General features: G+C 27.9%; 14 protein-coding genes. 1 reads left to right on the forward strand and 13 read right to left on the reverse strand.

Annotation, left to right across the window (positions count from 1 at the left end):
* Positions 1 to 16: 16 nt before the first annotated feature.
* Genes AALI31_RS04295 through AALI31_RS04310 form a run of 4 tightly spaced genes read right to left on the reverse strand, consistent with a single transcriptional unit; the run spans position 17 to position 2,972 of the window.
* Positions 17 to 1,234, reverse strand: a complete 1,218-nt coding sequence (locus AALI31_RS04295; protein WP_489885288.1) for a sensor histidine kinase — start codon at positions 1,232 to 1,234, stop codon at positions 17 to 19.
* Complete coding sequence (locus AALI31_RS04300) at positions 1,231 to 1,941, reverse strand: winged helix-turn-helix domain-containing protein (protein ID WP_489885289.1); 711 nt, start codon at positions 1,939 to 1,941, stop codon at positions 1,231 to 1,233. Before AALI31_RS04300 ends, AALI31_RS04295 begins: the two co-directional genes overlap by 4 nt.
* 22 nt (positions 1,942 to 1,963) lie before the next feature.
* Positions 1,964 to 2,686: a peptidoglycan editing factor PgeF gene (gene pgeF / locus AALI31_RS04305; protein ID WP_489885290.1), complete on the reverse strand. Its 723-nt coding sequence runs from the start codon at positions 2,684 to 2,686 to the stop codon at positions 1,964 to 1,966.
* A gap of 19 nt (positions 2,687 to 2,705) precedes the next feature.
* Entirely contained in the window at positions 2,706 to 2,972 is a 267-nt protein-coding gene (locus tag AALI31_RS04310) for a YlmC/YmxH family sporulation protein (RefSeq protein ID WP_489885291.1), read from the reverse strand.
* A 135-nt stretch (positions 2,973 to 3,107) separates the two neighbouring features.
* Here AALI31_RS04310 and AALI31_RS04315 point away from each other — a divergent pair, with 135 nt between their 5' ends.
* Positions 3,108 to 5,201 (forward strand): heavy metal translocating P-type ATPase, encoded by a 2,094-nt coding sequence (locus AALI31_RS04315; protein ID WP_489885292.1) that lies wholly within the window; start codon positions 3,108 to 3,110, stop codon positions 5,199 to 5,201.
* Between the two features lie 14 nt (positions 5,202 to 5,215).
* Here the strand turns inward: AALI31_RS04315 and sigG are convergent, their stop codons facing one another.
* The 9 genes from sigG to AALI31_RS04360 form a co-directional block, all read right to left on the reverse strand.
* Positions 5,216 to 5,986, reverse strand: a complete 771-nt coding sequence (gene sigG, locus AALI31_RS04320) for an RNA polymerase sporulation sigma factor SigG (protein WP_489885293.1) — start codon at positions 5,984 to 5,986, stop codon at positions 5,216 to 5,218.
* Positions 5,987 to 6,089: 103 nt separating this feature from the next.
* A complete protein-coding gene (gene sigE / locus AALI31_RS04325) occupies positions 6,090 to 6,800 on the reverse strand; it encodes an RNA polymerase sporulation sigma factor SigE (RefSeq protein ID WP_489885294.1) in 711 nt (236 codons plus the stop codon).
* Between the two features lie 10 nt (positions 6,801 to 6,810).
* A complete protein-coding gene (locus AALI31_RS04330) occupies positions 6,811 to 7,581 on the reverse strand; it encodes a sigma-E processing peptidase SpoIIGA (protein WP_489885295.1) in 771 nt (256 codons plus the stop codon).
* 180 nt (positions 7,582 to 7,761) lie between these two features.
* Positions 7,762 to 8,910, reverse strand: a complete 1,149-nt coding sequence (gene ftsZ / locus AALI31_RS04335) for a cell division protein FtsZ (RefSeq protein ID WP_489885296.1) — start codon at positions 8,908 to 8,910, stop codon at positions 7,762 to 7,764.
* Positions 8,911 to 9,169: 259 nt separating this feature from the next.
* The gene (locus tag AALI31_RS04340; RefSeq protein ID WP_489885297.1) at positions 9,170 to 10,438 is read right to left on the reverse strand and encodes a glycosyltransferase family 2 protein; all 1,269 of its coding nucleotides are present in this window, start codon (positions 10,436 to 10,438) and stop codon (positions 9,170 to 9,172) included.
* A gap of 55 nt (positions 10,439 to 10,493) precedes the next feature.
* Positions 10,494 to 11,576 carry a type IV pilus twitching motility protein PilT gene (locus tag AALI31_RS04345; protein ID WP_489885298.1) on the reverse strand — a complete coding sequence of 361 codons (1,083 nt, stop codon included), beginning with the start codon at positions 11,574 to 11,576 and terminating at the stop codon, positions 10,494 to 10,496.
* 129 nt (positions 11,577 to 11,705) lie between these two features.
* Positions 11,706 to 12,395, reverse strand: a complete 690-nt coding sequence (gene sigK, locus AALI31_RS04350; protein ID WP_489885299.1) for an RNA polymerase sporulation sigma factor SigK — start codon at positions 12,393 to 12,395, stop codon at positions 11,706 to 11,708.
* Between the two features lie 69 nt (positions 12,396 to 12,464).
* Positions 12,465 to 14,063, reverse strand: coding sequence for a penicillin-binding transpeptidase domain-containing protein (locus AALI31_RS04355; protein ID WP_489885300.1), 1,599 nt, complete (start codon positions 14,061 to 14,063; stop codon positions 12,465 to 12,467).
* A gap of 103 nt (positions 14,064 to 14,166) precedes the next feature.
* A complete protein-coding gene (locus AALI31_RS04360; RefSeq protein ID WP_489885301.1) occupies positions 14,167 to 15,405 on the reverse strand; it encodes a peptidase U32 family protein in 1,239 nt (412 codons plus the stop codon).
* Between the last annotated feature and the right edge of the window lies 1 nt (position 15,406).

Genomic DNA, 15,406 nt, shown 5'->3' on the forward strand with positions numbered 1-15,406 from the left:
TCTCAAACCTATGACTTCACTCTCTATTTTTAGGAATCACTACTCTAAACGTTATGCCTTTTTCATTATTAAAAACATCTATTCTTCCGTTAATTTTGGTTATAAAATTTTCAACTATGGACAAACCAAGTCCTGTGCCACGACTTTTACTCTTTGACCCAGGAACTTTATAGAACCTACTAAAAATATTCTTTATATCTTCATCAGGTATCCCAATTCCATTATCACAAAAATCCACATGCACTTCATCATCATTGTCAAAACACTCTACCCTAAGAATAGTTCCAAAAGAATGCTTTATTGAATTATCAATTATGTTTATAAATATCTGTCTTAAATATCTTTCATTGTTTAAGATTACGACTTTGTTATCATCTAAAATCTTAATTTCAAAATCTATTTTTGTGATTTGTGGAGACAGAAGTTGCTTTATTTCATTGAGCATTTTGATTATATCTATTTTCTTTCTATTTGTATCACTTTGAGTTTCGATTTCGGAAAACACAAGAATATCACTTATCAAATTATTAAGACGAACTGCTTCTTTATTTATTATATCATAAAATATCTGTCGTTCATCTTCTTCCTCAACGTTCCTTAAAGTTTCAGAAAAACCTATTATGGAAGTTAAAGGAGTTTTGAGCTCGTGAGTAATATTTGAAATAAACTCTGTACTCATATAATCGAGACGCTTATACTCGGAAACATTTTTAAATTTATAGATTTTAAATTCGCCCATAAAACTTTTGACATAACACAAAATACTCAAATTAGTATACTCTCCAGGGATTTCAAAAACTTTCAAATTGTCAAATTTTAAAATCCATTTCAGTTCTGTGTCATTTATACATTTTCCACAAATTTCATTAACATTTTCAATATTAAGAATTACTCCGGCAACAGCATTAACATAATTGATTCTACTACATTTGTCTATAATAAGAATTCCATTGTCAACCGATTCAATAACTTCATATAGCACAGATTGATATTTTCTTAAATCATCATAATTATCGTATATTCTCTTTAATTTATCTTCAATTAAGTTAATTAAATTATAAATATTGAGCCTACTTTTATTTGCAATATTCACAAAGTACTTTAAGTAATTTGGATAATTTAATTTTAGTACATTAAACAACTTATTTTTAACATTTCTCTGATAGAAATACATATAGCTCACAAATACACAACTAGAAATTAAAAATCCAAAAACAACATATAAAAATATCATAAATCTGTCAGATTAAATTTATATCCTATTCCTCTCATAGTTTCAATAAATACGGGGTTTTTATCATCATCTTCAATTTTCTTTCTTAAACTTCTAATATGTACGTCAACAGTTCTAGTTTCGCCAATATATTTGTATCCCCAAATATTATCCAATATATACTCTCTAGTCAAAACCCTTCCATTGCTCTTTATAAACATTACGAGTAATTCAAACTCCTTGAATGTCATGTCTAATTTAGAACCTTTCTTATACACTTCTCTTTTTTTTAAATCTATGATTATATCACCAAACTTAAATTGTTGAGAAGATACAAATCTTTGACTACTTAATTTTTCCATACGCCTAAATACAGCATTTATACGAGCAATTATTTCTTTTATAGAAAACGGCTTGCAAATATAATCATCAGCTCCAAGTTCAAATGCTAAAACCTTATCAAATTCCCTTCCTTTAGAAGATATTATAATAATTGGCACGTCACTTGTAGATTCATTTTCAGAAAGCTCTTTACAAATCTCAAATCCATCTTTTTGTGGTAACATCAAATCCAACAAAACTAAATCACAGTTAAATTCAATAACATTTTCAATAATATTTAATCCATCGGATATACAATTAACATCAAAATTATTCTTAACCAAATTATATCTAAGAAGTTCAGTAATACTATATTCGTCCTCAACTACAAGAATTTTTTTATTCATAAATTTATAACCTCTAAAAAGTTTAATTAACAAATATAAGTGAAAAAATCCTATTTAAAGAATTTCTGTTTCTCCTGTATGAGTAAAACTTTATATCTTCACTACAATAAGTGCAGTAATCTATGACATGTATATTTTCACTTAAAATTCCGCTCGATGTTAGAGAAATTTTTATACACTCAAGCAAATTTAAGTTATTGTTGTAAAAAATATCTTTCTTATCTTTAAATTTGTGATGACTACTAAATTTCTCTCTAAGGTCATCCCCAACTTCATAGCAACACTTCATGTTATGTGGTCCAATATAGATGACTATATCTTCAATACTTGAATTATAATTTTTTAAAAAAATATTTAGAGAGGTAAGTACTATCTCTGAGTAAGTTCCCATCCATCCACTATGTACTGCGGATATAACTTTCTTATTCTTATCGAATAGGAAAATAGGAACACAGTCTGCAGTAAAAACAGCAATTCCATGATCACTTTCATCAGTTATTAGGCCATCTCCCTCAATGCCATTTATAAAACTCGAATCACATATATGTACAATATTGCTATGAATTTGTGACAGAGTAGATATTTTGGAAAGATTAAATTTCGTTTTAAGAAAATCTATATTTTTATTATAACCATCGAGCTTCGGATGAATATTAAATTCAGAATTAGCTGTAGAAATCAACAAATTTACATTGTCAATCTTCTTATATAAAAAATATTTATTATCCAAATTAATTAACTTCATCAAATCACCTACAATAATTTTAATTACTTGGTTGTAATAAATCAAGATTAGTTCCATCGATTAATATAACATCAATTCCAATCTTAATAATTTTATCCCAAGGTATCTCAAGATAGTTATTTTTTGAAAACCAAGATGTCCTACTGTACATTAACATAATAGCAAGTACTCTATGATGCTCAGTATCTATCTTAAAATCACTTATATATCCTATTTTAGCTCCAATACTTACATCTATTATTTCCATACTCTTTAGATTATTTAAAGAAAATGATCTCTCAAACATAAAAAATTTCCTCTATAATAAAAAGTTTTACTATTATTGATATGTCTCAAATTTTTATTTATACTTTTAGTGTATAATATAAATTACCGTGAAATAATACTTTACAAAGATTTTAAATATTAGAAAGGAGCTTAAATGCCATCAAAGCAAATCTTAAAATTTAAAAGTTTAAATTGTTATAATTGTGCTGATAAAATTAAAAAAGAAATTTTAAAGATTTCGTATGTGTCCGATGTGAAAATTGATGTTTTAAATCAAAAACTAGAACTAGAGATAAATGACACTTCAGATCTAAATGAAAAAATAGATTATATTAAAGATCTTTGTATAAAAATAGAACCTGAAATGAGTTTTGTTGATACAATCATTGAGGATAAGACCTTAGCAAAATATATAAATTTTTCAATAGGTCTGATTCTATTTTTAGTTTCATTTATTCCAAATATATCACAAACATATGCTTTCTTTTTATGCATTGTAAGTTACGTTATTATAGGTAAGGATATTTTCAGAAAAGGTTTTGGGAATATTAAGAATAAAATTTTATTTGATGAAAACTTTCTGATGATTATTGCTACAATAGGTGCATTTGTAATTGGAGAATTTCGAGAAGCTATAGCTGTAATTGTATTTTATGAAATTGGAGAATTCATTCAAAATGGTGCAATAAACAAATCAAGATCATCAATCTCAAAACTTATGGATATAAAACCTGAAATAGCAAATCTTGAGTTTGAAAATTCGGTAGTAACAGTGCATCCAAGCAAAGTTAAAATTGGCGATATAATAATTGTAAAACCGGGAGAAAAGATTCCATTAGATGGAGTGATAATCTCAGGAGAATCAAGTTTGGATACTAGAGCATTAACTGGGGAATCTTTACCTAAAGAGGTAACAATCAATGATTCAGTATTATCTGGTTGTATAAATATAGATTCAATGATTAAGATAAAAGTTAGATCAGAATTTAAAGATTCTGCTGTATTAAAAATTCTAAACCTTGTAGAAAACGCCCATTCTAGAAAATCAAAAGCAGAGAATTTTATTACAAAATTTTCACAAGTCTATACACCAATAGTTATTCTAACAGCATTGATAGTTGCCATATTTCCTCCATTGTTTATTCCAAATCAATTATTCTCAGAATGGATTTATAAATCCTTAATTTTCCTAGTAATATCTTGTCCATGTGCTCTTGTAATATCAATACCTTTAAGTTTTTTTAGTGGAATTGGAGTATGTTCTAAAAATGGTATATTGGTAAAAGGAAGTAGCTATTTAGAGTCTCTTAACAATATATCAGCTATTGTATTTGATAAGACAGGTACTTTGACTGAGGGTGTCTTCAGCGTAACAAAAATCAATAACATAAATTGTACCAAATATGAATTAATAGAAATTGCAGCGATTGCTGAGAGTTTTTCAAACCATCCCATAGCAAAATCTATAATCGATTTCCACAACAAGAAAATCGATAAATCAAAAATCCTAAAACATGAAGAAATTCCTGGACATGGAATAGTCATAGACCTTGAAAATGATATAATTATAGTTGGAAACCGAAAAATAATGGATAAATTTAATATAACAGTCAGTGAAATCCATGAGTTTATTGGAACTAAAGTTTACGTAGCCAAGAACAATATATATATGGGCGATATCTTAATATCAGATAAAGTTAAACCAAATTCTCAAAAGACAATTTCTGAATTGAAAGCATTTGGAATAAAAAATATTACAATGCTAAGTGGCGACAGTATTAATGTGGTAAAGAGTTTATGCGATAAAATTGGAATAGATAATTTCCACGCAGAGTTGTTGCCAAATCAAAAAGTCGAATGTATCGAGAAATTTTCAAAATCTAAAAGACCAAAATCAAATTTGGCATTTGTAGGAGATGGAATCAACGATGCTCCCTCTCTTGCTATAGCAGATATTGGAATATCAATGGGCAAATTTGGCACAGATGCTGCCATAGAGGCATCAGATATTGTATTAATAGATGATGATCCTTTCAAAATAGTAACAGCAATAAATATTGCAAACCAAACACGGAAAATAGCTTTACAGAACATAGCAATCTCATTAGGAATAAAAATACTGATATTAATTCTTGCAGTACTAGGAATAACATCAATATGGGCAGCTATTTTATCTGATGTTGGGGCTTCTGTCATAGTAATCTTGAACTCTATAAAGATATTAACAAAAAAACATAAAGCTATCTAGAAAACTAGATAGCTTTATATGTATTTTCTCATATGTCTCAGAGCTGTTTTCTCTAATCTGGAAACTTGTGCTTGAGATATTCCGATTTCCTCAGCAACTTCCATTTGCGTCCTTCCGGTAAAGAATCTTAAATTTAATATCATTGTTTCTCTTTTGTTAAGCTTTTTCATAGCCTCTTTTATAGATATATCCTCAATCCAACTTTCATCACAATTCTTAGAATCACTTATTTGATCCAATACAAAGATTGAATCTCCTCCATCATGGTAGATAGGTTCAAACAAAGAAATAGGATCTTGAATTGCATCTAATGCAAATACAACATCTTCACGAGGAATATCTAATTCTTTTGCTATTTGAGATATAGTCGGCTCTTTATTATTCTTAAGCATCAATTTATCCTTAACTATAAGTGCCTTATAAGCGATATCTCTTAAAGATCTACTAACACGAATAGCATTATTATCTCTCAAGTATCTCCGTATTTCACCTATTATCATTGGAACTGCATAAGTAGAAAATTTAACGTTTTGACTTAAATCAAAATTATCTAAAGCCTTTATAAGACCTATGCATCCAACCTGAAATAAATCATCCACATTCTCTCCACGATTATTAAATCTATGTATAACACTTAATACCAATCTTAAATTTCCCTGAACGAAAGTTTCTCTAGCCTTATCATCACCACTTCTCATTTTCAATAAAAGCTCTTTCATTTCCTTGTCTTTTAGTACTGGCAACTTCGACGTATTAACTCCACATATTTCAACTTTGCTTATCATAACATCAGCCCCTTTAGAGTACTTTCTCTTTAGAGTATAACCGACATTTTTCGATTTTATTCATTTTCTTTAACCTATTTGTAAATATTTCGTAGTATTTTATTTATAACATTTTATTTATTTCTTTCTTTAATTTTTTAATTATACGCTTTTCCAATCTTGATATATAAGATTGAGAAATTCCCAAAAGTGTTGCAACTTCCTTTTGAGTTTTTTCAAGTCTGCCATTAAGCCCAAACCTTAATGATATTATTTCATGTTCCCTATTGTTTAAAGAATCCATAGCTATAACCAGCAAAGCTTTATCTACTTCTTCTTCAATAAATTCAAACACATTATTTTCATCTGATCCTAAAATATCAGATAATAATAATTCATTTCCATCCCAATCTGTATTTAAAGGTTCATAAAAGGAAATTTCTCCTTTAACACGATTTGTTCTCCTCAAATACATTAAAATTTCATTTTCGATACATCTTGAAGCATATGTAGCTAATTTTATTTTTTTATCAGGATTAAAGGTATTTACAGCTTTTATTAAACCTATAGTTCCAACAGAAATAAGATCCTCAACCATGATTCCTGTATTTTCAAATTTTTTAGCTATATAAACCACTAATCTTAAATTTCTTTCAATTAATACAGTTCTTATACTATCATTATCATCTAAGAGTAACTTATTTATCAAATCGTCTTCTTCATCACGAGTTAAAGGAGGAGGTAATGCATCACTACTTCCTATATAAAATATAGCTCTAGTTACAAGTTTAAATTTAAAAACCAGATTATTGATGAAAATTATAATGCCTTTCATATTTTTCCTCCTAAATTATACATCTAGATAATATTGCATCAAACCGTTTTTCCGAATCTAAACACATTTTAGTTGTACATAAAATAATATCTGTATAAAATTCATGGGAACTATTTTTAAAAAATACATTTTTTATCTTAATTCCTTCAAAATATGAAATATTTCCCGTTATAACTTTATATGGAATCCTATAATAATATTTTTCATTATAAAAAATACCTGGCATACATCTAGTCTCAATTATAACTACCGGTAATCCTGTAATTGGCTCACGAAGTTCATTTCCAGTATCAAGAAATCCATTAAAATTATAAATTACATCATTATACTTTAAAGTTACGTTAAATATACAGTTATCAAAAAATGTATTCCTTTTTATATATTTTTTTGATATATCAAATATTACAAAAATAATTGCAAACATGATCACAATATGAAAATAATTAATATTTTTTATATTAATTTTTATAAATGAAACACTGCCAAATACTAGAAATGAAACGACAACTAATGTCGTGAAAATTTGAATAAAATATTTAATATTAAATTTAGGAGTACATAAAATCACATTAGTAAAAAAAGATATCAAAATAAGAATATATAAGTAAGTGCTAGAATCTAATTTAAATAATATTAATATATTTAAAAATGATGAAATCAAACAAGAAATAATCAATTTTTTAATATTTAATTCATAATTTAACATTTTAAAGCTCACATAAAATATAAAAAAATTGAAAATGAAGTTCTCAAATAATAACAAATCTAAGTAAATAGTCATATTTAAGCCCCCCTTTGAAAATTATTTATAGATTATATATAATCAAATTTTAAAATTTTGTAGTTTTTACTGAATATATTTTTTAAAAATCTTACAATATTTTCAAAATGAGTCTCTCATTAAAAAACAAAAAAACTAGATAGAAAAAATACCTCTACCTAGTACATAAATCACCAAAACCTATTTATTAAAATCTCTTTTCCTTAAAAAAGCAGGTATACCATAGTCATCATCTTTATCAATTATCCTAGAGTTCAACTTTTCCTTATCTCCATCACCAACAGATGTCTTATTTTCTTCACCATTTTCTATTTGGTTGCCCGTATTTAGAACTCCACTATCACTAGAAAATACACTACTTTTTTTATTAGTTCCTCCCTCAAAGCCAGTAGCTATAAGAGTTACTCTAATCTCATCTTTTAAATCTTCGTCTATAACAGCACCAAACATGAAAACAGCATCTTCATCAGTGGACTCCTGCACCATATTTCCTGCTTCATGTATCTCATGTAATGATAAATCAGGTCCACCGGTTACATTCATCAATACTCCAGTAGCACCAATTATGGAAGTTTCTAAGAGCGGCGAAGAAATAGCTTGTTTTGCAGCTTCAATAGCTCTATTTTCACCTGTTCCTCTTCCAATTCCCATATGTGCAAGTCCTTTATCACTCATTATAGCCTTAACATCAGCAAAATCTCTATTAACTATACCAGGTATAGTTATAAGATCAGATATACCTTGAACTCCCTGTCTTAAAACATCATCTGCCTTCTTAAAAGCCTCAAGCAACGAAGTCTTTTTATCTACCATTGTCAATAATCTTTCATTAGGTATAGTAACTAAAGTATCAACCTTACTCATCAAATTAGATATTCCCATATCTGCTTGGATCATACGCTTTCTACCTTCAAACGGAAAAGGTTTAGTAACAACTCCTACCGTCAATATCCCTAATGATTTTGCAATTTCAGCAACAACAGGAGCCGCCCCAGTACCAGTTCCACCACCCATTCCAGCAGTTATGAATACAAGTTCTGCTCCCTGAATAGCATCTTTTATCATATCCTTACTTTCCTCAGCTGCCTTTTCCCCTATATCAGGATTAGCACCTGCACCAAGTCCTTTGGTTAATTTTTCACCAATCTGTATCCTAGACTCAGCTCTAGATAGTCTCAAAGCTTGATTATCAGTATTTACAACTATAAACTCAACATTTTTCAAACCATCTTCTATCATTCTATTGACAGCATTTCCTCCACCGCCACCACATCCGACTACCTTTATTCTTGCATTTTGAAACACACCATTCATATCAAAATCCAGCACACCAATTCCTCCTATACTAGAAAAATCAAATCTTAACTTTCATAAAATACACAACCAAAATTAAATTAAAAAACAAATCCTACTTAACTATGTAAATAACCACAATACAAACAACTATCACAAGATTATAATACAATAACCCTAAAATTAAAATAGTTCTTCTAGTATATTATACCCATAGAAAACTCAAACTGAATTGAAAAGTTATTTACACTAACCTCATAGAGGTATATTCAACATTAAAATAAAAATTCCTTGTTTAATTTTTAAATTTTTCTAAATCTTCTATATTCACATTTCTGGAATGATCTGTATGAAACCACTCCTTTTTATTTTTATTCATAATTCCCTGTATGGCTATAGGAACCCAAGTAATGACATATACGGGATAAGCAAATACATAACACATAAACACTTTAATATCAAGCTTAGAATCTAAATATATTACAATCGGCGTAATAAAAAATTGAAACATAAAATATACCATTGACATAACCTCTAATGCTCTAAATTCAAATTTAAATGTTTGTCCCAAAATAGCTCCTAATACCATAAGAAAAAATTTACTGGAATTAAATACAGATACAATACCTAAAATACTCATCACTATAGGTTGTATAGAATACAACGCACAATCCAAAGCTCTAATATCCTTTTGGGTAACGAATTTTTCCATTAATTTAAAAAAATATCTACCAGAAACATCTGCAACTCCCTGCATCCAACGTTTTCTTTGATTCCATGATTGTTTCAATGTTAATGGCTTTTCATCATAAACTACAGCCTTATATGCTGAAACAACTCTCATATTGTTCATTACTAACTTACAAGTAAATTCTAAATCTTCAGTAAGACATGTAGCACCCCATCCTATATCCTTTAAAGTATTCAAATCAATACAAAAGCCCGTTCCAGATAATTGACACGATAATCCTAAATTATCTCTACAAAGTTGAAATAATCTATTATTACTCCAAAATGCAATTGAATAACTAAGAGTAATCCAATTATCACCATAATTTTTACTATCCACATAGCCCTGAATAACCTTGTAACCATTATTCAATTTAATATTCATTTCAGTTAAAAAATTTGCAGATACTATATTATCTGCATCTAAAACAACTACTGCTGAATATTTATCTTCCATATCAAATATTATCTTAAATACCCAATCTAATGCATGACCTTTACCCTTGTTTTGATCATCAAATCTCTCATAAACAATTACATTCTCATTCAAAGAATACTCAGCAGTTCTATCTGTACAATTATCAGCTACCACAAAAATATCAAAATAATCCCTGTCATAGTTTAATCTCTTTAAGCTCCTTAAACTTTCAGTAATGACTTTTTCTTCATTATGTGCTGCTATCACAATAGCAAATCTATTTTTATGAGAATTTTTTTTATCTTTCCTAGTTTTTATAAGCAATCCCAGTACCGAAATTGACAAATAATAAATTGAAATAATGTATACAAAAATGATAATAACTGAAGCCATCCTCTCAATTAAGTCAAAAAACAAAATTATTATACCTCCCTCAATACTTATCTCTTTAAATACATTACTACAACATAAGTTAATAATTCAATATAATTTTTGCAGCAAGCTCCTTATTTGAAATATTTTGTAAAAAAATACTTTTAGATATTTTAGATAATTTATATGCTTCTATTAATGCCATATCTAAAGTACACATTCCTAATTTTGAATTATTTCGGAGCAATGTCTCGATATGAAATAATTTATTTTCTCTTATACAATTCGATATACTTTGCGTCTTGAACATTATCTCAAATAAACATAATTTATTATCATTGTTATCTAGCACAATTTTTTGACTAACTACGCATTCCAAAATGTTTGATAAAATATTTTTAAAATTTATACTATTATCGGAGTCCATTTCCATCAAATTACATATAGTCTCTGTTACACTATGTGAATATATGCTTGATATAACCAACATACCAGCATCACAACATTTAAAAATCATCTTCAAAATATCGTAATCAATTATATTATCTATTACTAGTATATCAGGTGTCTCTTTAAATGCGGCCTTAATAGCTTCCATATATGATCTTGTATCGCTACCAACCTCACGTTGATTTATCACTGAATTATTGTGCTGATGTAAAATTTCTATTGGAGATTCTATAGTTATGATATGTTTGGGAAATTTTTTACTCATTTTTTCTATAATAGAAAAAATAGTAGTACTTTTCCCACTACTAGACGGACCTGTTATCAAAACTAATCCTTTATTAAGAAGAGATATATACTCAAATACCCTTTCAGGTATAAAATATTCACTCATATTGTCTGAATTGTTTAACGATACTAATTTTATTGCTATAGCAACACTATTACGTTGTTTAAATACATTAGATCTAAATCTTCCAATTCCAGATATAGAAAATGATATATCCATATCACATTTTTTATCTAATTCATCGAAACTATCTAAAAGTATCTCCTTGGCATATCTTAATGTATCTTCTTTACGTAGAGTTTCATTAAAAATTACTTCAAGCTTTGAATTTATTCGTCCAAATACCTTTGCTCCTACGCTTAAATAAATATCTGAGCATCTTTTTATTACAGCATTTTTAAGTATTTCATCTAATCTTATCATTAATTGAATTAAAGGAAATTTCAAAAATTCCCTATCCTTTCCTAATTTCTTTAAATTTTGTACATTCTGTATTCTACACCATATACTTGTATTATATTCATCTTAAAAATAAACCACTTCTAAAATCTTATTTTAAAAGTGGTTAGTATAAATTTAGTTATTTTTTTTAAATAACTCTTTATTCAATTTCCTTAAAGCCTTTTTTTCTATTCTAGATACATATGATCTAGAGATATTTAATTTTTTTGCTATTTCTTTTTGTGTTTTGATATTTCCATCAATCAAACCATATCTAAGCTCTATTATTAATCGCTCCTTATCACTTAATATATTCATTTTACTATACATCTTTTTGATAGCTAACTTTTGTTCAACAACGTCAATTATTGTATCATCTCCACTATTAAGTATATCTATCAAAGATATTTCATTGCCTTCTTTATCCGTACCAATTGGTTCCTGTAAAAAAATTTCATTTCTATTTTTTTTATTATTTCGTATAAGCATCAATATTTCATTTTCTATACATCTTGAAGCATACGTGGCCAACTTAGTTCCCTTTGTATAATCAAAAGATTCTATTCCTTTTATTAGACCTATAGTACCAACTGATATTAAATCTTCAACTTCTTTTATAGAAGAGAATTTTTTAGCTATATGCACGACTAAACGCAAGTTCCTCTCTATCAATATGTTTTTAGAGTTTAAATCTCCAGCTTTAAACCTCTCTATGTGCTCTTTCTCTTCAAAACTAGTTAATGGAATTGGAAATGAATGATTACCAACTATATATCCTGTAAATAAAACAACACTACCTATCATATTGACTAAACTAACAATCAACGTAAAAGTTCCCCCTATTTAGGTAATTACTAATATGAATATAGAAGCTCACTCTCAACTATATAAAATTCAAAAATTTTTAACAAAGTATTCTACTATATCCTTAAAAATTGGACCAGCTGTATTTCCTCCATATTGTCCCTTTTCATTTATATTTTCAACAAATACACACATTGAATAATATTTATTTCTATGTTTAAAATATCCCAGAACCCATCCATCAGATACATAATTTTCACCATTAAACCTCTCAGTTGTACCAGTTTTAACTCCCACTTCGACATTCTCAATATTCATAACTTTACCAGTACCATTTTTAACAGTATTCACAAGCATTTCTTTTAAACTATTTGCTGTACTTTCATTTAAAACTCTATTCGTTTTATAATTAAATTTGCTTATAATTTCCCCATCTTCATTAATAATGCTATCAACAATACTCAATTCATTGTGATTACCATTATTTAAAATTGTATTTATTATTCCTAAAGATTGAATTGGTTCAATTAACATATTTTGACCCATAGATAAAAAAAGTGGTCCATCTTCGTATTCTTTCGGATTAGCATAACTCCCATTTATCTCTCTTAAATCACTAAATCCAAAAACTTTTTTAAACAATCCTTGTTCAAGTGCATAATTCAGCATGTACTCCCATGTAACTACTTTACCTATCTCAGCAAAAGTATTGTTGCATGAAACAGCTAAGGCTTCTTCAATATTTAATACACCATGTCTACTCTGACATAAATCATAATTGCTATTTCTACAATCAAAAGTATCATTCCTTGTAAATATACCTAAATCCAAAGCTGATTCTGTAACGACAAGCTTAAAAATAGATCCTGGCACATATCCAACTGTTGTTGAACCAAGCATTATATTAGGATTAGATTCATTTTTTTGAGTCATTACTTTTATCTTTCCTGTATCTGACTCTGATATAGCTACTGCAATACTCTCAAACTCATTATATTTTTTATTATTTATTATTTGCTCTACCCCTGTTTGTAAACTTTTATTTATAGTTAATTTTAAATTATTATTATTTCTATTTATGAGCTCTTGTCCATAATTCATACCTAAGAAACTTATCGTCGGATATTTATTATCAACCATATATTCATGGTACAAATTATCAGTACTCTTTTCTTGTATCTCTCTTATGAGTACATTTTCGACAGACCATGCTTCCTTTTCATTTACTTGATTATATTTATATAAATAGACACCATTTATCTCATCCAATGTTCTAAGCTTATCGTAAGTATGTTTATCAACTTCAAATTTAAAATTATAACTCGGATTTTCATCAAACTTTTTTATTAAATCAAATTGATTATCGTAATTTTTTAATATTGATATAAGACTCAATATCTTCTCCATTTCTATATTATTGTTGAAATTTTTAAATATGTTAGATTTTATTTCGACAATATATTTTTCATTATAGTTTATTAAGTCTTCATTACTATCATCCAGTATTCTATAATTCAAATTGCTTATTCTATATTGCAAATTATATTGATCCAAAGCCATAGAAACATATTCGGTGGATTTATAACCTAATTGTATATAAGCTAATCGTCCTAATATAAATATAGTGATACACAAAAATATAATATTTATACAACAAATTCTTCTTTTTAAAACTTTATTATAATTCATAACCGATTATCCTTTTCAAAATTCCAAATTTCTATTTAATTAATTTCAATTTTATAGATAAAATATTCAAATAAAAAAGAGCTAAAATTATAAATTTTAGCTCTTAAAGGATACCTAAATCCAATTCATTCTTTCTCATAATTATAAGATCATTTGATTTTAAATCTTTACTAGTATTCACTGTAAATATCATTTGAGCGTGATTCGCCTTTTCTATACTCTCCCCTCTTTCATTTTTCATATTAGTTAAAGTGACCTCAAAATTTTTGGTTTTAGGTCTTAATATTTCGACAGTATCTCCATTAAAAATTCTATTTCTTTGTTCTATAGTAGCTATCATAGTATCTTTATCATACTCTTTAACTATTCCTATAATATCATATTCCCTAACATAAGTTGAGCTCTCATAACTTTGCTCTCCATTATTTCCATAAAAAAACCCCGTAGAGTACCTCCTGTGACTAATTTTTTCAAGATTCCTTTTCCATTTCGGATCGACTTTGAAACTCTCAGGTTCTTTATAGTATTCATCAAGTGCTTCTCTATACATTTTTACAACCATAGCAACATAAAATATACTTTTCATTCTTCCCTCAATTTTGATAGAAGATACCCCTGATTTGATTACATCATCAATATGCTCTATCATACACAAATCTTTAGAATTCATTATGTATGTACCTGCATCATCTTCATATACAGGAAAATACTCATTCGGCCGTTTTTCCTCTACGAGATAGTATTTATATCTACATGCTTGAGAACATGCCCCCTTATTTGAATCCCTTGACGTCATATAGTTTGAAATTAAACATCTACCCGAATAGGCCATACACATCGCACCATGAACAAAAACCTCTATTTCACAATCATTGGGTAAATTTTCTCTAAATTCTTGTATTTCTTTCATTTTTAATTCTCTTGCTAATATAATCCGCTTCACTCCATAATCGTACCAAAACTTTGCCGAAACATAATTCATTGTATTTGATTGAGTACTTAGATGTATATCAAGATTTGTATTATTTTTAATTACTGAAATAACTCCTGGATCAGCTGCAATTATACCATCAATACCTAATGACTCACATTTTTTAACGTATTGTTCTAAGCCTTTCATATCAAAATTTCTAGGTATCGCATTTAAAACTAAGTATACCTTAACATTTCTATCATGAGCATACTTAGTCCCCTCCTCTAATTCCGAATAATCAAAATTATCTGCAAAAACTCTTAAGTTAAGTCTTGGACCACCTACATACACCGCATCTGCACCAAAATTAACAGCAACCTTCAATTTTTCCAAATTGCCAGCTGGTGCGAGTAATTCTACTTTTTTCACT

This window comes from Anisomitus miae (SeqCode), assembly GCF_054906395.1.